This window comes from Streptomyces sp. NPDC001970, assembly GCF_053594115.1.
This window is the reverse complement of record NZ_JBSFDW010000032.1, coordinates 14,975-32,316: the sequence shown is the minus strand read 5'-3', so window position 1 is coordinate 32,316 and position 17,342 is coordinate 14,975. Positions and strand designations below refer to the sequence as shown.

Below are 17,342 nucleotides of genomic sequence, written 5' to 3'. Positions count from 1 at the left end.
CCGGACCACGAGACGCGGATCTTGCCGGTGACGGCCTCGGCGTGGGTGCGGTCGTTGCGGGCGCCCGGGGTGACAAGGAACGCCGGCGGCCGGCCTTGCCGGTCGCAAGCGAGGTGAATCTTGCTGGTCGGCCCGCCGCGGGAGCGTCCGAGTCCGCGTTCGTCGAGCCCCCTTGCCGCGGTGTGCAGGTGAGCCCGCGCGATCGAGGAGTCGATCGCGACCGGCTGGTCGACCTCCGCCCGGGTTTGGGCCGCGGGTCGGCGGCGGCGCGGGTGGCGTCGACGCGCGGGCGAAGCCCCGCATGCCGGGGCGCCGGCGCGTACGGAGCCGGCGACCGCGAGCAGCGGCTCATCAAGCCCCGTCCGGTGTCACCCCGCCTCTCGGGCCTACGCCGCGCGCGAAGCAGCTAACCATTGATACGGTTTTGCGCCCCTGCCCCGCCATTTCCACCGGACTTCGCGGGATGCACGTGCATCCCCAGCCTTCCGAGCACCCTCGCCGCCAACTCACGGGCCTGTTCGGCTCGTTGTCCGGTCGGCGAAAGGACTACGAAATCGTCGCAGTAGGCGGCAGCGACGGCGCGATCACCGCCCCCGCGGCATCAGAAATCTCCCCGTCCCTCACGACCGGACCGACAGTCCGATGATCGGAAAGACACCCCTACGGGAGGATGGAGTCGACGTACCCTCCATCGACCCGCAGTGCGCCGCCCGTGGTGGCGGACGCCAGGTCGGAGCTCAGGTACACCACCATGTTGGCGATTTCTTCGGGTTCGATCAGACGCTCCAACAGCGACTGTGGCCGGTGCTCTCGCATGAAGGCTCGCTGCGCCTCGTCCCATGGAAGGTCGCGGTCGACGAGTTGGTACACGAAGTCCTCGACGCCGGCGGTGTGGGTGGGGCCGGCGATGACGGAATTCACCGTGACACCGGTACCTGAGGCCTGCTTGGCGAAGCCGCGGCCGACCGCGAGCAGGGCGGTCTTCGACACGCCGTAATGGATCATCTCGGCGGGGATCACCACTGCAGAGTCGCTGGCGATGTACTGGATCCGGCCCCACCCCCGTCGGATCATCTGCGGCAGGTACGACCGGGTGAGACGGACGGCGGCCAGCACGTTCACCTCGAAGTAGCGACGCCATTCGTCGTCCGTGATGTCCAACGGGTCCTTGGCGCCGAAGATGCCGAGATTGTTGATGAGGATGTCGACGTCCGGCAGGGCTTCCCGGGCGTCGACGGCGCCTTTCTCGGACGCGACGTCAGCAGCCACCGGAACGAAGTCGCCGTCCGGCACTTCGGCCTTGAGGTGTTTGATGGACTCCTCGACCCTGCCCTGGTCGCGTCCGTTGACTCCAACCCGGGCGCCGGCTCGCGCGAGTCCGGCCGCGATCGCGGCTCCGATGCCTTGGGTGGATCCCGTCACCAACGCGGTCCGTCCCGTGAGGTCCAGGCGCATGTCTTTTCCTTTCCCGACGTGGGTTCGGCGGCCAACAGGTCGTCACGGCACTTCTTCTCCTCGGAGTCCCCGATCATGTCCGGAAACCCGGGGGTGGGGCAGTTCGGGTGACTCCCGGCGTCCGGCTCAACGGGCGTGGTCGAAGAGCTGGGGGAGGGCCCGGGCCCGGTCGTGGAGGGGAACGGGGGGGAACACTTCCTCGGGGGGTTCTTGGAGGGGGACTGCCTCGACGGGGGTCTGCGACGGCGATGGGGATCGCCCAGGCCGCACGCATGACGCCCCGGTCGTTGTCGAGTGGCAGTTCGGGGCCGATCGTGGGGGCCATCATGGTCGACCAGTCGTCCAAGGCCGTGGGCAAGGGGCATGGCCGGGGACAGCTTTCGGATCCGAAGGGGAGAGGGCTCGCGCGGGCCGCAAGGACGTCACCATCCCCGCACGAGAGGTGTGCCGCAGCGCGGCGACCTGTCAGTTGAGTGTGTCGGGGCCGGTCCGGCCGGGCCAGGCCGACTACCTCGGATCGTGCCTGCGGCAGTTGCCCTGTTCGCTGTGGTCACGGGCCCGGTGAGGCAGCACCCGGGCGGTCGGCGCCGCGCCCTGTCGTGGTCTCACAGTCCAGGATCCGTCCGTCCACCGTGCCGATCAGGAGTCTGCCGGCACGGGGAACCGTGAGCGACAGGGGCACGACGGGCCGGCTCGAGACATGAAGAGCCCGTTGCCAGAGCGGGCTGCCGTTCCGGGCGTCGAGTGCCACGATCTCCCCGGATCGGTAGGCGGCGAAGACGGTGTCCTCGTCGGCGTCCAGCGCCGTGACCGGATGGTCGGTTCCGTACACCCACTGCGGTGCGCCGTCCGGAAGACGGCGCCGAACGATGAACGAGGTCTGTGGGAGCAGGCCGCGGTGATCGTGGAGGGTGGCCGCGTATACCAGTGCGTCGCTGCTCACCTGGGTGCCCGGGCCGGCGAACAGGTGCATGGTGCGATCGCCGTCCCAGTCCAGCGGGAAGAGCCGGCGGACTGACGGGCTGCCATCCGTCTCCTCCAAGGCGATGGCGACGACCCGTTGACGCTCCGCGGACGGTCCCTCGGCACGCTGGACGAACAGAGGTTCGCTGCCGCGTCGGACGGCGAAGAAGTCGTGGTTCGGCAGAATGAAATGTGCCGCCTCCGTGTTGTCGGGCGTGAGGAGAATCGTCTGCCCCTGGTCTCGCGCGGGCCAGGCCGCCCGGACAGCCAGCCAGCCGTCGCGGCCGGAGGTGAATGTCACGGCGTGGCCGGGATCGAACTCTTCGAGGGAACGCCCGCTGTCCAGGGATATGCGCTGGACCAGGTTGCCGGCTCGCCGCCAGCCAGATTCCGTGAGGCGCCCGGTGTGCCGCACGTGCACCCAGGCCGAGCGCTGGTCGGTGCAGACATGGATCTGCTGCCCGCCGTCGAGATCCGGAACCGCCCACTGCAGCTCGCCGGAGGTCAGCCAGCATTCCAGTCGCGCACCCTGGAGCGCGGCCAGCACCCGCCCGTCGTCCAGCATCTGCGTCGCCCGCACCTGCCGGCGCATCGTCCAGCCGGCCGCCGCGCCGACGCTGCGATCCCTCAGGAGGTCGCGGGCCTGATCCGCATCCGGGGGGTGCACCCGCCGCACCTTCGGACCGGTCAACTCGCGGTACCCGACCGTGCGGTCCGCCACCGCGGACCAGTCCTCACGCTCGATCACGGTCTCGAAGGCATGGGTGAAGGCATGGTCGGAGTCGCGGTCCTCCGGGGACACCAGGAGCCGCAGCCTCCGGTCGTCCAGCCACTCGGCGGCCAGCACCTCGCGGCGTTCTTCGAGCGCCGTCGTCACCATCCCCGACTCCAGGTTTACCAGGAGCAGTTCACCGTCGAAATCCCAGCTCCCGTCGTAACGGCCGGTTCCGGCGGCCACCAGGGGAAGAGACGGATGGAAGTCGATCGAGTTCACCGGCCAGTAGGAGTGGTACAGGTGGCGGCAACTCAGGTCGTCGGCCCGGTACACGCCGATCCGGTAGTGAGGCCACCGATCGACAGCAGCTCTCCCCGACGACGGCCACCGGATCAACCCGATGTCCCCGCCCACGACGATGTGGCCGTGGCGAGAATCTTCTGCGGCGGTTCGCGGCTCGCCGACCTCGGCGAACGGGCGGTCACCGAGTACACGGCGAACGATCAACGGCTGAGTCATTCGTGCCCCCTGGCCCGGTCAGTGGGCCCATCCTTCCACCAGGCGGGACTGGAGTGGGGCGGGACCAGAGCGAGAAGACAACCTGGGCTCGACGAGCAGCGGGCAGCATTGATCAGTGCGCCGGCCGGGCGCGGCGACGCCAGGCCGGCCGTTCCTCGAAATGGCCGCTGACGTCGAAGGATGCGATCACCAAACACCTTGCGCCGGGTGAGCGCGAGTACGAGTACCGTGCCGGGCAGTATCTCGTGACGTCGGTAGACCTACCGGTCACCGGCCAATTCACCGAGGCAAGCCGGGAGCGGCCGGCGTTGGGTTTCGGCCTGATGCTGCAATCGTCGGCCATCGCTGAGACGCTGCTGCAGGCGGCTCCCGGCGCTGTACCGCGGAGTGTCACCGCGCCACCTGGCATGGTCGTGGGCGACGCCCCGGACGAACTTCTCGACGCCGTGGTGCGGCTCCTGCGCTTGCTGGATCATCCTCGCGACATCGACGTGCTGGCACCGCTCGTCAAGCGGGAGATTCTCCGGCGGCTGATCACGGGTGACCACGGCGCGACCATCCGGCAGTTCGGTCTTGCCGAAGTAACCTCTCCCACATCGCCCGGGCCGTGCGGTGGATCCGCGAGAACTATGCGAAGTCATTACGGGTGGAGGACCTGGCGCAACTGATCGGCATGAGTACGTCTGCCTTCTACCGCCATTTCCAGGCCGTCACGACCATGAGTCCCATCCAGTTCCAGAAGCAGATCCGGCTCCAGGAGGCACGGCTCCCGCTGGCCACGCATCCCAAAGACGTCACGGGGGCCTGTTGGAGCGTGGGCTACGACAGCCAGTCCCAGTTCAGCCGCGAGTACCGTCGGCTCTTCGGCACTTCACCCAGCGAGGACGCCACTCGCTTGCACACATCGGACGTGTTCTGAAGTGTTCACCACGGCAATCAATGTGTTTCGACAGACCACCCCGCTACTGCTGCGCGCCGCTTCCGGCGGATCAATCTCCGGTGGACTGCCGAAGACTTTCACCCGCCCGGCAGCGAAAAGACCGTTGGTCAGGCCTGCGCACCCATGCTGAGGAGCAGGAACGCGGTGTCGTCGGTGCGGTCGCCTGACGGCTGAGCGTGGTCGAGCAGCGTAGCCGCGAGGTCTTCGAGGGAATCGGTGGGGCGGGAGAGCACAGCGGCGAGTTCGGTGAGATTGACGTCGTAGTCGGTGCCGGGGACTTCGACGAGTCCGTCGGTGTACAGGGCCAGGAGACTGCCGGGGGGCAGGGCCACCTGGGCGGTGGGGTAGGTGGCATGGGGATCGGCCCCAAGCAGCGGCCCCGGGGGCACGTCGAGGACGCGGGTGTGGAGATCGGGACAGCGCAGGAGTGGTTGGCAGTGGCCGGCGGTGGCCAGTTGGGCGCCGTGGTCGGTGAGGTCGATGTGTGCGTACAGGCAGCTGGTGAGGAGGTCGGGGTCGAGGTCGGCGATGAGGAGGTTGGTGTGGCGGAGAACTTCTCCGGGAGGTGCGCCGGCAACGGCATAGGCGTGGATGGCCGTACGGACCTGGCCCATGAAGCCGGCAGCGGTCACGTTGTGGCCTTGAACGTCTCCGATGACGGCAGCGACCTCGTTCTCCGACAGGCGTATCAAGTCGTAGAAGTCGCCGCCGATGTCCATGCCGTGACTGCCGGGCAGGTAGCGGGCGGCCACGTCCAGGGAGGGGAGTCGGGGCAGGGTGCGAGGCAGCAGGGCGGTTTGAAGGCCTTCGGCGATGTGCTGATTGACGTCGTACTGCCGTGCTCGGTCCAGGGCTTGGGCAAGCACGGCGCCGAGGGAGGTGAGGCCCGTGCGTTCCTCCAAGGTGAAGGTGTGGGGCCGGGCGTAGCCGATCACGCAGAGGCCGATGTGCTTTCCGGAGACGACGAGCGGAAGCCACGCCCACGCGCCCAAGCCGTCGTCGATGCCGGCCCCTTCGGGATAGACGGCGCGCAGCTCTTCCCGGTCGGCGAAGAACGACGGCATCCCCTCCGTCAGAGGCCAGGTCCGTACTTCTGCAGCCAGGCCTGGGACGGCGCGCTCGGTCGCAGTGAGCGGGACCCGGTCGATGGCGCTGATCTGCTCGGGCGGGAATCCGTGGTGGCCGACGATCCGCACTCGTCCGGCTTCCGCGAGGACGAGCGCGAAGGCCTGCGCCTGCAGGGCCGGCAGGAGGTGCTCGGCGACGTGGTCCACCACTTCCTGGACGGAGGCGGCTTCGGCCAGGGCGCTGGACAGGTGCATCAGGTGGTAGAGGGCGTCGAGCCGGGCGGGGCCGGCCCCCGCGTCGACACCGACGAGGCTCAGTTCCCCCGGGCGCCGGATGCTGGCGGTGGAAGTGATGCGCACGCTCACCCCGGTGCGGTCGGGGTAGAGGCTGAACATCAGCTGCCGGCTGTCGGGGGGCTGCTCGGCTGTGTAGGAGATCGGCTCCTGGCCGGCGAGGGCGGCCTGATGCCGGTGCGCGCAGACCAGATCATCCAGCCACGGGACTGCCTCCCACAGTGTGACGCCCACCAGGCGCGGAATGCTGTCGCCCAGGAGGTCGGCCGCGGTGGGGTCGAGGAAGGTGATCCGCCCGCGCGGGTCGAGCCGACAGCCCCCTTCGGGCAGAGGAGCGACAAAGTCCACCGCGGCCTGGGCCTGGGCCGGCACCGCGGGCTCGGCAGGCGTGAGCGGCAGGAAGCGCGGCTCTGAGCCGGGGAGCAGGCGTTGTCCGGCGTCTGCTGCGCCCTGCAGGATCCAGGCGATGCAGCGTGCCGTGGTGGCCAGCCGTCGGCGTTGGCGGACGTCGAGACCTGGTGACGTCTCGCACGACAGGGTCAGCACCAGGGCGCCCCACACAGTGGAGCCGTCAGCAATGGGAGCGATGGCCGCAGCACGTGGGTAGGGGAAGACCAAGGCGCGGTGGGGGTAACGGCGGGCGAGGTCTTCGCCAGAGGTGATCCACACCAGGTGCTGCTCGTGGATCGCCTCCATCACCGGATCCGAGGCTCCCGCCGCCACGCGTACGCGGTGATGCGGCCCGACGTACTCCGGGGGCATCCCCACGCTCGTGTCCAGGGTCAGGACCTCGCCGCCGGGCTCGAGGAGTATGAGCGCCGCCGCGTGCGCGCCCAGATCTACTGCCATCCCGGCCAGCGTCTGATCCAGCAGGCTGCGGACGGCAGCCGGGTCCAGATCGCTGTCACTGGCCATCGACTGCACCGATTCGCTGACACATATCCGATACCAGCATCGTAGGCGGATGGCGAAATACGAGCACGTCAGGCGGGATGGCGGGGCGCTGTGCCTGCGTGCATCGCCCGGTGCTGCGGATCCGCATCATCCATGCCGACGCGTCCGACTGCGGGGTCTCAGCTCCGCCGCCCCTTCGCCTGTCCGGCCTTCACGTCGGCCGCGTACCGGTCGACGTACTCCTGCCCGGACAGCCCCAGGATTGCGTACATGATCTCGTCGGTGACGGCCCGCAGGATCGTCCTGTCGGGCTCCATCCCCGCGAAGCGTGAGAAGTCCAGCGGTTCCCCGAAACGGATCGCGACCGGCCGGATCCTCGGCAGGACCCGGCCCGGAGGCCTGATCTCGAACGTCCCCACCATCGCGCACGGAATCACCGGCACCTGCGCGGCCAGTGCCATCACCGCGACCCCGACCTTGCCCTTGTACAGCCGGCCGTCGGGGGAGCGCGTGCCCTCCGGGTAGATGGCGAGCAGCTTTCCCTGCGCCAGTATCCCCAGCCCCTCCTGGATCGCCGCCTGCCCCGCGGCCCTGCCCGACCTGTCCACCGGAATCTGCCCGGCACTGCGGAGGAACGACGCGGTCAACCGGCCTGTGAGGCCCGGTGCCGTGAAGTACTCCATCTTGGCCAGGAACGTGACGCGTCGTTTCAGGACTGCGGGCATGAAAAGGGGGTCCGCCAACGACAGGTGATTCCCGGCGACGATCGCCGCGCCCTCCGCCGGAACGTGCTCGAGTCCCTCGGTCCGCGGCCGGAACAGCAGCCTCAGCAGCGGCCCCAGAAGGACGTACCTGAGCACGTAGTAGATCACGGGCCGGCTCCCCACTGCCGAATCGGCTGCCGATATGTCTGCGCCGGGCTGTCAGGTCAGATCCTCCCCTCCCCGGGCCCGGTACTCGGTCACCGGCGCGTGGTGCCTTTTACGAGGCGTCTTCACGAACCACGGTTCCCGCCCAGAGTCCGGCCACCGGCCACTGGCCACGCGCGTGCCGCGGACCGTACGCGCCGGCGCCGGCCAAGGGCCCGCCACCACCAAATCGGACCTCGACGCCGACCCGCCGCTGCTCCTGGCCCTGGCGGACGCCCAGGTCCGCCCGGTTGGCGGCTGCGTCGGGAGGCTCGGCTCTGCGGCAGCGTCGTCCCTTGTTTGACGGCGGGACGGGAGCGAGGTGTACGCACGGTTCTTCAGTGATCTTGCATGTGTGGGGTGGGGACCATGGGGTGGCGGCAGAGAGGTCCGTTGTACGGACGTGGAGCGGCAGTGGCGGCGGTCGTGTTGTTCGCGGTCGGCTGTGCAGGTGAGGGTGGGAAGCCGCGGGGGACTGAGGGGCCCGAGCGCTCGGCTTCGCCGGCTGTGGGCGGCAAGGCGCTGGAGCAGCAGGCTCTGGAGCGGGCGATGGTCACGCGGAAGGATCTTCCCGGGCGTACGTTTGATGCGCTGCCCGGGCCGGTATCGGCCGTCAGCGCGCCGGTCACTCCGGCGGTGTGCCAGCCGGTCGATGCCGCGGTCGGTCTGGCCGGCCCGGGTGCGCCCAAGGCCCGTGTCAGGCAGGTGGTGAGCGCTGTCGAGGGCGACCACGGAGGGGCTGTGGCGCTGGCTTCGTACGCGTCGGACCAGGCCGCCGGGATGGTCACCACGGTGCGGACTGCGCTGCGTACCTGCACGGCATTCACCCCGGCGTACGGCTTCGCCTACGAGGACGTCACTGCGTTGCCGGACCCTGGGCTCGGCAGTGAGTCCGTGTCCTTCCGGCTGCTTCAGCTGGTCTCCGTGGACGGTGAGGAACCGCTGAAGGTACCGATGACCGTCACCATGGTGCGGATGGGCGCGACCATCGCGACCTTCCAGTCGGCGAACATCAAGCGCGACGGGCAGGCCGTTGTCCCGCCTGACGTCGTCTCCGAGCAGCTCACCAAACTCGCTGACGCGACCCCTTGACCGACCGCCGTCGTCGCCCCCTTGGTGCGCGCAGGCACGTCGGGAGATTGCTGACATACCGGTGAGAGCGCTGTCCAGGCGCTCCAGGCGCGGATCAGCTGCGTCGGCCCAGGGTGAGAAGCCTGCCCGGAACCGTATGGACGCTGCGTCCTCGCGTGGCCTTCCTGCGTGCACGGTCGCGGTGGCGCGGCGTGGGCAGCACCGCCGCTTGGTCAGGCTCTTCCAGGTCTTGAGGGTGGCGATCGCGCTCACCGAGGGCACGGATCCGGGCGTGCGACCGGTGCTTTCTGACGTCGGGATGGCCGCGGCCGGTGGCGGTGCCGTTGGAAGGGGGTGCGGACCGTGCCGCCGGCGCGCTGGTGGCCCCCGTTCTGCGGGAGCCCGGGGTGGGGTTGCCCCGCCACTCGCCCCCTCGTGGCACGAAGGACCCGCCCGTTGAGTGCCTAAGGAGCTGCAGGCCCGTTGACTGCTCGCGCTCGCGGCTCAGCTCCGGCGCTCCGAGCGACGGGGTCTTCCTACCCGACCGGCCGCTCGTTCGGTGGTGGCTTTGGACCCGCGAATGGTCACCGAGTAGGCCGACGTTGGCGCGTCGGTCGGGAAGGCACGCCCGTGCTCAGCGTAGTCACTGCCGAGGGCACGACCCCGAAACGGCTCCCTGATAGACGAGATCGTCCGTGAGGGCGCACGGCGGATGCTCGCCGCCGCGCTGGAGGTCGAAGCCAACTCCTACATAGCCGAGTTGGCGGACCAGCGCGACAAGGACGGCCGCCGTCCGGTGGTGCGCAACGGCTACCACCAGCCACGGAGGGTCACCACCGCCGCCGGGACGGTCGAGGTGAAGGCCCCGCGTGTGAATGACCGCCGAATCGACGAGGTGACCGGGGAGCGCAAGCGGTTCTCCTCGGCGATCCTGCCGCCCTGGTGCCGCAGGTCCCCGAAGATCTGGGAGGTGCTGCCACTGCTCTATCTCCATGGCCTGTCCTCCGGCGACTTCGTCCCCGCGCTCGAGCAATTCCTCGGCAGCTCGGCCGGCCTCTCCCCGGCCACCGTCACCCGCCTCACCATGCAGTGGCAGGCCGACCACAAAGCCTGCGGCGAACGCGACCTGTCGTCCACCGACTACGTCTACCTCTGGGCCGACGGTATCCACCTGCGCATACGCCTCTAGGAGGCCAAATTCTGCGTCCTGGTCCTCATGGGCGTGCGCGCCGACGGCACCAAGGAACTGATCACGATGGCTGACGGCTACCTCGAGCCCGCCGAGTCCTGGGCCGACCTGCTGCGCGATGCCGCCCGACGCGGAGTGCGTGCCCCGTACTCCCGGTCGGCGTCGGCGCCCTCGGCTTCTGGAAAGCGCTGGCCGAGGTGTTTCCCGAGGCCCGCCACCAGCGGTGCTGGGTTCCCAAAACGGCCAATGTCCTCAACACGCTGCCGAAGTCAGCACACCCCGGCGCAGGCAAGGTCCTGCAGGACATCTACAACGCCGAGGACCGCGAGCACGCGCTCAAGGCCATCACCGCGCTCGACAACGCCTACGGCACGAAGTGGCCCAAGGCCGTCAAGAAGATCAATGCCGACATCGACGAGCTGCTGGCGTTCCACGACTTCCCCGCCGAGCACTGGATACATCTGCGGACGACCAACCCGATCGAGTCGACGTTCGCGACCGTGCGGCTGCGGACGAAGATGACCAAGGGTGCCGGCAGCCGGGCCGCCGGGCCGGCCATGGTCTTCGAGCTGGTGGAGTCCGCCCAGGCCCGCTGGCGGGCCGTGAACGCACCCCACCTCGTCGCTCTGGTCCGTGCCGGCGCCGGCTTCGAACGCGGCCACCTCGTCGAACGCCCCGAGACCCTCGCGGCGTGAGCAGCCTCAGCCGATCCGCGGAAGACGCGGGGACTTCAGGCACTCGTGCGCCGTATGTGCAGATGGCCATCGCGGGGGAAGGAGGGCGGCGCCGCAGGCAGGACGCTGTCGAAGTCGTACCGACTCTTCTGCGCAACCCGGCACGATGCCAGGTTGTCCACCTGGTGCAGGAGTTCGAGACGCTCCAGCCCGTCGGCTTCGAAGGTGTCGAAGGCCCACCTGGTGAGCGCCTCCAGAGCGCGGGGGGCCACTCCCCGCCCGCGAGCGTGCGCCGCCGTCCAGTAGCCCACCTCGGCCGCCGGTTTGCCGGAGGTGACTTCCTTGAGGACCACGTTGCCCACCAACTGTTCGCGAACTGAACCGGGTTGTGCCTCAAGGACGGCGAAGCTGAACCGGTCCCCCGCTGCCCAGCTCCGCTGCTGGGCCTGCACCCACCGTGCCCCGTCAGCATCGTTGTCCACGGCATGGCTCGTCCAGCGGCGCAATCCGGGATCCCGGCACGCCTCGACCAATGCGGCAACGTCCTCCATGCACCAGGGGCGAAGAACGAGAGCGGGAGAGGCGGGCGTCGCGGCCACCTGAAGTACGACGGGGGCATTCACCAACCGATCATATGCGGCGGCGTTCTCGCCCCACGCCACCCGTGTCCGGCCCATGTCGCCTTGCGACCGCCCTGTCATCGCTGCGTCCGGACGCGCAGAGCCTGGACGGACCAGTCGAACACCGGCGCCAGACTCTCCGGGACTGGCCAGCCGTTGACCACTGCGAGCAGTTGAAAGTACCGCTCCCTGCGGGGGTCGTTCACGCTCTCCAGTCGAGTCGACAGTCGGCGGCGAAGCTCGACGTCGTCGGGGCGGCCGAGGAGGTGCGCGTAGTGCGCCGTGAACGCCGCGACGATCGGATCTGCTTGGGGTGAGGCTGGGTCGATGCCAGCCGTCAGGGCCGGGCCGACCTGGTCACGGACGGCTGCGGCAATGTCGCGGCGCGGGCCCATTGTGTCGTTTTGGGCCTGCTCGGCTGCCTGGTCCTCGGCCATCCGCCGCACGCTGGCGCGGAAATCCGGGTCCAGGGAGAGTTCGGCCAACTCGACCCATGCCCGGACTTGTTCCGCCTCGGGGTTGTCGGGCAGCTCGGGGGTCATCGTGCGGATGACCCCCGCGAATGCGGGGGTGGCGTCAAGACTGCCGAAGACGGCGTCGAGGAAATCGCCGATCAGACGTCGGCGTTCGTCCTCGGAGAGCTGGGCCAGCTGGTGCATGAGTTCCGTCTCCTCAAGGGTGGACCCGCGCTCGGCCACCGCTGTCAGCACCGCGCGCCGCAGGCGCAGGACGCGGATCTGCACTGCCAGTGCTTCGGCGCGCCGCGGCGACCTCGGGAAGCGAGAGCTCCCGGTCCACAATCTTGCGGATCGTTTCAAGGTCCAGTCCCAGCTCGCGCAGGGTCCGCACGAGGTCCAGGCGTGCGACGGCGTCGATGTTGTAGAGGCGGTAGCCGGCCGGGCTGCGATCCGTCGGCGCCACGATTCCGCGATCGGAGTAGAACCGAATGGTCTTGACCGTGAGACCGGTCCGCCGAGCGAGCTCGCCGATCGAGTAGAGCGTGTCGCCGTCCATGCCCCCACCTTTGCGTCTCCCCCTACTGGAGACTCAAGCTCCCATGCCTCCCAGCAGCCAACCACTCCTCATCCACAAGTCTTGACGATTCCTCGGCCTGCGGTCGTTCGGCAGGTTCATCGACGGCTTGAAGAGCAGGGGGCCAGCGGGACCACCGCCGATGAAGCTGCCGCCGAGATGATGGAACTCATGGAGCAGGTGCCTGCCCAGGGTCGGGCGCCGGTGGCTGAGGAGGCGAGGGAGACCATCCGCCTCGTGTGGGAAATCCCCGAAGCGGAGCTCGGTACTCTGTGCATGAGTTGGTCGGCATGAGTAACGGCCAACGGCGTGATGCGCGACGAGGACTGCTCGCGAGTGACGGTGACTGAAGCTTGCTGCGCACGTCGTCACAGCGGCCCACTGACATAATCCGGCCGTGGATGCGAGTACCAAGGCGGACGAGATACAGGCGGGCCAGATGGTGCCCGGCATCACGTCGGACCGGCCCATGGAATGGGCCATGCGCCCCGCGGAGCCGGCAGATGTCGAGGCGATAGCGGAGCTGCGGGCCGTAGTGATGCGCCCGGACCTGGAGAGGTTGGGCCGGTTCGACGAGCATCGGGTCCGGCAGCGGCTGAGGGATTCCTTCTCCCTGCAGCACACGTCGGTCGTCTTGGCCGGTGGCGCCTTCGCGGGCTGCGTCACATTGCGGCCGGCCGAGGACGGGCAGTGGCTGGAGCATTTCTATCTCGCCCCAGGCATCCAGGGCCGGGGGCTCGGTTCGGCGGTCCTGCGAACACTGCTGAACCGGACCGATGCCGACGGTCTGCCCGTCCGCCTGAACGTCCTGCAGGGCAGCGCCGCCCGGCGGCTGTACGAGCGCCACGGGTTCACCGGGGAGGTTCAGGATCCGATCGACATCTACATGGTGCGACTACCCGGCGCGGGCGTCCTCGGAACGTAAGAGGACAACAGGCGTTCATGGGCGTGCATCCGCATGGGTCCGTGTGGAGATGTCACAGGCGGGGGTTGCTGTCTCGTCGTATGAGGTGCAGGCAATCCTCGATCAAGGAGTAGACGATGGACCTCGCGCTGTGGATCGCTGCCGGACTGCTGGCCGCAGTAGCCCTGGCCGGCGGCATCAGCAAGGCGTTCGTGCCCAAGGAGAAACTGGCTGCGGCCAATGGTGGGGGATGGACCGAACACGCCGGCGTCGGCTTCGTCAAGACCCTCGGCGTCCTTGAGCTCCTGGCCGCGGCGGGCCTGATTCTGCCCGCCGTGCTCGCCATCGCACCGGCTCTGGTGCCGGTGACTGCCGTCTGCTGGGTCTTGCTCATGGTCGGCGCCATGATCACTCATGGCCGACGCGGCGAATCCCCGTTCGTGGTGCTGAACCTGATCTATCTCGCGCTTGCAGCATTCATCGCGTGGGGCCGCTTCGGCCCCGAGTCCTTCACCGGCTGACCATTCAGGTCGGTTGAATCGGTTGCCCGCGTCACTTCGATCCCTCTTTGCGCCGTGGCAGAGGTCGTCGGCGGCACAGTCGACGGCCGCCTCCCTTGCCCGGCGCGACGGCGCCATTACGGCGCAGCACGGTCCACCATTTTGCCGAAGGCGTGCGGGCTCAGTCACTTTCGGTTTCAGCTCCCTCACGCCGCGCTTGCCGAGCTCTACGGTCTGGAGAGGTCCACCGTCACCCGGGCGATCGGGGACATCCCTCCCGTGCCGGCCGGGCGGGGGTACGCCATCCCCGACCGGCCTGACATCCGGCTGCGGACTCTGGCGTAGGTATCGCCTACGCGCAGGCCGACGGCGTGCGCCTTCGGATCGACGGCACTGAAACCCAGGTGCGCCGACCGCGGGCAGGGCGGCCCGGGCGGCGGGCCTTTGTCTCTGGCAAGAAGCAGCAGAACATCATCAAGCTGACCACGATCAGTGACGGCCGGGCCGCACGCTGTGGTCCCGGGGCCGACCGGCCCGGCCGGATGCACGATCAGACCGCGGTGCGCTCCGAGGGCATCGTTGAATACTCCCGCCTCTACCCGGCGGTGAAAAGCTGAAGTCGACGAGGGATACGGGGGTCTGGCCGACGAGTTCCCAGGCCAGGTCAGCGCCCCGCCCCGCAAGCCGAAGGACGACGCGCCACTCGGCGAGCAATGCGCCTGGCGTGAGAAGCGCCGGCGGCAGTCCGCGACGCGGATCTGTGTGGAGCCACAACGTCGAGCACAAGCAGTGCCCCCTCCAGCGGTACATCGGCCGCCGCGAGATTGTGCCGAGACCCATGAGGCCGTTGCCGGCGTGGTCTCCGATCGCGTCTCCCGTCGGGCCACAGGCTTGCTGTGATGCGGACACGGCGGGTTCGTCTGCGTTCAGCGAGCAGCCTGAGGGCATTGGGTGCGGTCAGGAAGCGTGTGGTGGCGGCCATGGGCTGGAGCCATTCGAGGGCCTTGGCAAGGTCCTCAGGCGCCCATGGCTCGCGCAGCGTGATCGATCCGAGCAGGCTCCACTCGCGTAGCCGGCGAGTGAGGACGTCGCGCTCGGGCGATCACGGCGGCCATGGTCTGGGCCCAGGTGGTGAACCGGGGGAGTTGCACTGCTCGACCCACGCTGACGTGCACTTTGTCCGATGCGCGCCACCGGATCGGTCGCTGGAGCGGGTTCACGCTTGCCAGCATCCAGATACGAGCATATGCTCTTATCTGACGATGGAGCCCATCGAGACCGCTGTCAACCGGCGGAGCGGAGGCCGCGTGGGTCGCCGTGGCGTAGACGACCGGTAGTAAGGCATCGAGGGCGTCTTGCCGGGGTCTGTTCCCCGGGGCGGCCCCGGCTTTTCCGTCCGTTTGTGCCTGCCTCCGGTCAGACACAGCACCACGAGCTCGCATTCATCATCCATTTTGAGAAGGAGCCACATCATGACCGTCGTCAAGGCCGCTGCAGTCCAGATCAGCCCTGTGCTATACAGCCGCGCAGGGACCGTCGAAAAGATCGTGAAAAAGATCCGCGAATTGGGAAAGAAGGGCGTCCAGTTCGCCGTCTTCCCCGAGACCGTCGTTCCCTACTACCCCTACTTCTCCTTCGTGCAGCCGCCCTACACCATGGCCAAAGAACACCTGCGCCTGCTCGAGGAGGCGGTGACCGTACCGTCCGCCGAGACCGACGCGATCGCCGAAGCCGCCCGGGAAGCTCACATGGTCGTCTCGATCGGCGTCAACGAGCGTGACGGCGGCACCATCTACAACACGCAGCTGCTGTTCGATGCGGACGGCACGCTGATCCAGCGTCGCCGCAAGATCACGCCGACCTATCACGAGCGGATGATCTGGGGCCAGGGCGACGGTTCGGGCTTGCGCGCGGTGGACAGCGCCGTCGGCCGCATCGGCCAGCTCGCATGCTGGGAGCACTACCTGCCGCTTGCGCGCTATGCCTTGATCGCCGACGGCGAGCAGATCCACGCCGCGATGTATCCCGGCGCCTTCGGCGGCCCGCTGTTCGCCGAGCAGATCGAGGTCAACATCCGCCAGCATGCGCTGGAATCGGCCTGCTTCGTGGTCAACGCCACCGCCTGGCTCGACGCCGACCAGCAGGCACAGATCGCCAAGGACACCGGCGGCCCCGTCGGCGCGATTTCCGGCGGCTTCTTCACTGCCATCGTCGATCCCGAAGGCCGCATCATCGGCGAGCCGCTCACGTCCGGCGAAGGCGAAGTGATCGCCGACCTGGACTTCGCGCGGATCGACCTGCGCAAGCGCCTGATGGATGCGCGCGGCCACTACAGCCGCCCGGAGCTGCTCAGCCTGCAGATCGAACGCACGCCGACGGCCAACCTCCATGAGAGCGGCACCCCTGCGCCGGTCCAGACCGCTCGGGCGGGTGAAGAAGACCGCGGCGTCGAGGCCCAGTGAGATGTCCTCAACCTGCACGGCGATCAGCTGACGTGGGCGGCGATGGTTCGCGCACACACCAGGGACTCGGTATGCGTCGTGTCCACCTCCAGGTCGTAGAACACCCCCTCGTGCACCACATCCGCCTGCAACGCGGCCATCCCCTGGATGCGATCTCCTCGTGCGACCTCACGGCCGGCGGCGACCGCACTCTCACACCTGACGCCGACCCACAACACGGCCAGTCCGCCCAGAGCCTTCTGCCACCGCTGCTGGGACGCCGCTCCGCCGAGGAAGACGTCATCGATGATGATCCTGGCGCCTGCACGGGCCATCGCCACGACGCCGTCCGTCCAGGCCGCCTCCAGCGCCCGGAAATCCGCCCCGACGCTCACCTCGCCATCCGCCGCGAACACGATCCCGTCGTCCGACGCCTGCATCCTCGCGGGCATGGCGTCGACGAACGAGTCGCACCCGAACGCCAGCCACGGATCCGGCAGTACGGCCTGTAGACACCGTATGATCCCGGACTTCCCCGAGCTGGAACCACCGTTGAGAATGACCATCCGAGTCGTCACCGCGCCACAGTAGGCGCTTCCCACACGGCACGAAAACGAATATCGGCACGCACTGCTCTGCTGGTACAACCCGGTGAACGTTCCCGGTCATGGCACCGGCGATGATGCCAGGTCATCCCGCGCTCACCGGATGGGCGTGTTCGGGTTGCTTGTCGCCGAGGCGCATGTCTTGCCGGGTAGTTCGCGTGTGGATACTCGTACGGTCCCGCGTGTACGGGGAGTCACGTCGAAGGCGTAACAGCCTGACACGGTTGCCTCATAGACGAATATGAACGTTCGTGGGGGCCCATGTCCTAGGACGCCTGCGATGATGGTGGTGACGTCGCCCCGTCGCTTGATGTCGACCGGTCCCGCCGGCTTCTCGGGCGGGAACAGTTGGACAATCCCTTCGTCCTGCAGGATGCCGTCGGCTGCAGCGTCCTCCAGGCCGTCCCTGAGTGCGTCGACAGACACCCGCATGTCATCACGCGCTGCGGCTTCGTCGCGGGCCGGCTGCGTGCCCATCCAGATCCAGATGCCTGCGACGGCCAGGGTGAACAGGACGCAGAGCATCACGCACCCGTTGAAGAGGCATCCTC

Annotated in this window: 12 protein-coding genes and 5 pseudogenes; 7 read left to right on the top strand and 10 right to left on the bottom strand. The window is 68.5% G+C overall.

Annotated features, from left to right (window positions below):
* Positions 1–76 precede the first annotated feature (76 nt).
* The 3 genes and pseudogenes from ACWCP0_RS31030 to ACWCP0_RS31020 all read right to left on the bottom strand — a co-directional run.
* Positions 77–167, bottom strand: a pseudogene (locus ACWCP0_RS31030) (IS5/IS1182 family transposase); the annotation flags it as partial.
* A gap of 493 nt (positions 168–660) precedes the next feature.
* Positions 661–1,455: an SDR family NAD(P)-dependent oxidoreductase gene (locus tag ACWCP0_RS31025; RefSeq protein WP_451082079.1), complete on the bottom strand. Its 795-nt coding sequence runs from the start codon at positions 1,453–1,455 to the stop codon at positions 661–663.
* A gap of 550 nt (positions 1,456–2,005) precedes the next feature.
* On the bottom strand, positions 2,006–3,466 hold the full coding sequence (locus ACWCP0_RS31020) for an outer membrane protein assembly factor BamB family protein (RefSeq protein WP_451082078.1): 1,461 nt from the start codon (positions 3,464–3,466) through the stop codon (positions 2,006–2,008).
* Between the two features lie 377 nt (positions 3,467–3,843).
* On the opposite strand from ACWCP0_RS31020, the pseudogene ACWCP0_RS31015 reads away from it, so the two are divergent.
* Positions 3,844–4,571, top strand: a pseudogene (locus ACWCP0_RS31015) (AraC family transcriptional regulator); the annotation flags it as partial.
* A gap of 128 nt (positions 4,572–4,699) precedes the next feature.
* Here the strand turns inward: ACWCP0_RS31015 and ACWCP0_RS31010 are convergent.
* Positions 4,700–6,868, bottom strand: a complete 2,169-nt coding sequence (locus ACWCP0_RS31010; protein WP_451082077.1) for a SpoIIE family protein phosphatase — start codon at positions 6,866–6,868, stop codon at positions 4,700–4,702.
* Between the two features lie 158 nt (positions 6,869–7,026).
* Complete coding sequence (locus ACWCP0_RS31005; RefSeq protein ID WP_451082076.1) at positions 7,027–7,719, bottom strand: lysophospholipid acyltransferase family protein; 693 nt, start codon at positions 7,717–7,719, stop codon at positions 7,027–7,029.
* A gap of 585 nt (positions 7,720–8,304) precedes the next feature.
* Here ACWCP0_RS31005 and ACWCP0_RS31000 point away from each other — a divergent pair.
* On the top strand, positions 8,305–8,847 hold the full coding sequence (locus tag ACWCP0_RS31000) for a hypothetical protein (protein ID WP_451082147.1): 543 nt from the start codon (positions 8,305–8,307) through the stop codon (positions 8,845–8,847).
* Positions 8,848–9,012: 165 nt separating this feature from the next.
* Here ACWCP0_RS31000 and ACWCP0_RS30995 read toward each other — a convergent pair.
* Positions 9,013–9,212 (bottom strand): annotated as a pseudogene (locus ACWCP0_RS30995) (IS5/IS1182 family transposase); the annotation flags it as partial.
* Between the two features lie 260 nt (positions 9,213–9,472).
* Between ACWCP0_RS30995 and ACWCP0_RS30990 the strand changes: the two are divergent.
* Positions 9,473–10,710 (top strand): annotated as a pseudogene (locus tag ACWCP0_RS30990) (IS256 family transposase).
* 35 nt (positions 10,711–10,745) lie between these two features.
* Here the strand turns inward: ACWCP0_RS30990 and ACWCP0_RS30985 are convergent.
* Together ACWCP0_RS30985 and ACWCP0_RS30980 are read right to left on the bottom strand one after the other, a co-directional pair.
* Positions 10,746–11,312 (bottom strand): GNAT family N-acetyltransferase, encoded by a 567-nt coding sequence (locus tag ACWCP0_RS30985; protein WP_451082075.1) that lies wholly within the window; start codon positions 11,310–11,312, stop codon positions 10,746–10,748.
* A gap of 74 nt (positions 11,313–11,386) precedes the next feature.
* Positions 11,387–12,323 (bottom strand): annotated as a pseudogene (locus tag ACWCP0_RS30980) (MerR family transcriptional regulator).
* 499 nt (positions 12,324–12,822) lie between these two features.
* Here ACWCP0_RS30980 and ACWCP0_RS30975 point away from each other — a divergent pair.
* The 4 genes from ACWCP0_RS30975 (at position 12,823) to ACWCP0_RS30960 (ending at position 16,207) form a co-directional block, all read left to right on the top strand.
* Entirely contained in the window at positions 12,823–13,266 is a 444-nt protein-coding gene (locus ACWCP0_RS30975; protein ID WP_451082143.1) for an N-acetyltransferase family protein, read from the top strand.
* A gap of 116 nt (positions 13,267–13,382) precedes the next feature.
* The gene (locus ACWCP0_RS30970) at positions 13,383–13,766 is read left to right on the top strand and encodes a DoxX family protein (protein WP_451082074.1); all 384 of its coding nucleotides are present in this window, start codon (positions 13,383–13,385) and stop codon (positions 13,764–13,766) included.
* 350 nt (positions 13,767–14,116) lie between these two features.
* Positions 14,117–14,362, top strand: coding sequence for a transposase family protein (locus tag ACWCP0_RS30965; protein WP_451082073.1), 246 nt, complete (start codon positions 14,117–14,119; stop codon positions 14,360–14,362).
* An 855-nt stretch (positions 14,363–15,217) separates the two neighbouring features.
* The gene (locus ACWCP0_RS30960) at positions 15,218–16,207 is read left to right on the top strand and encodes a nitrilase-related carbon-nitrogen hydrolase (protein WP_451082072.1); all 990 of its coding nucleotides are present in this window, start codon (positions 15,218–15,220) and stop codon (positions 16,205–16,207) included.
* 23 nt (positions 16,208–16,230) lie between these two features.
* Here ACWCP0_RS30960 and cpt read toward each other — a convergent pair whose 3' ends face one another.
* Positions 16,231–16,752 carry a chloramphenicol phosphotransferase CPT gene (gene cpt, locus ACWCP0_RS30955; RefSeq protein WP_451082142.1) on the bottom strand — a complete coding sequence of 174 codons (522 nt, stop codon included), beginning with the start codon at positions 16,750–16,752 and terminating at the stop codon, positions 16,231–16,233.
* A gap of 135 nt (positions 16,753–16,887) precedes the next feature.
* The gene (locus ACWCP0_RS30950) at positions 16,888–17,319 is read right to left on the bottom strand and encodes a hypothetical protein (RefSeq protein WP_451082071.1); all 432 of its coding nucleotides are present in this window, start codon (positions 17,317–17,319) and stop codon (positions 16,888–16,890) included.
* Positions 17,320–17,342 lie beyond the last annotated feature (23 nt).

Bases quoted from the DNA above. Each gene is read 5' to 3' on its own strand.
- ACWCP0_RS31025 (WP_451082079.1), bottom strand. From the start codon at position 1,455: ATGCGCCTGGACCTCACGGGACGGACCGCGTTGGTGACGGGATCCACC.
- ACWCP0_RS31010 (WP_451082077.1), bottom strand. From the start codon at position 6,868: ATGGCCAGTGACAGCGATCTGGACCCGGCTGCCGTCCGCAGCCTGCTG.
- ACWCP0_RS31000 (WP_451082147.1), top strand. From the start codon at position 8,305: ATGGTCACGCGGAAGGATCTTCCCGGGCGTACGTTTGATGCGCTGCCC.
- ACWCP0_RS30975 (WP_451082143.1), top strand. From the start codon at position 12,823: ATGCGCCCCGCGGAGCCGGCAGATGTCGAGGCGATAGCGGAGCTGCGG.
- ACWCP0_RS30970 (WP_451082074.1), top strand. From the start codon at position 13,383: ATGGACCTCGCGCTGTGGATCGCTGCCGGACTGCTGGCCGCAGTAGCC.
- ACWCP0_RS30960 (WP_451082072.1), top strand. From the start codon at position 15,218: ATGACCGTCGTCAAGGCCGCTGCAGTCCAGATCAGCCCTGTGCTATAC.
- cpt (WP_451082142.1), bottom strand. From the start codon at position 16,752: ATGGTCATTCTCAACGGTGGTTCCAGCTCGGGGAAGTCCGGGATCATA.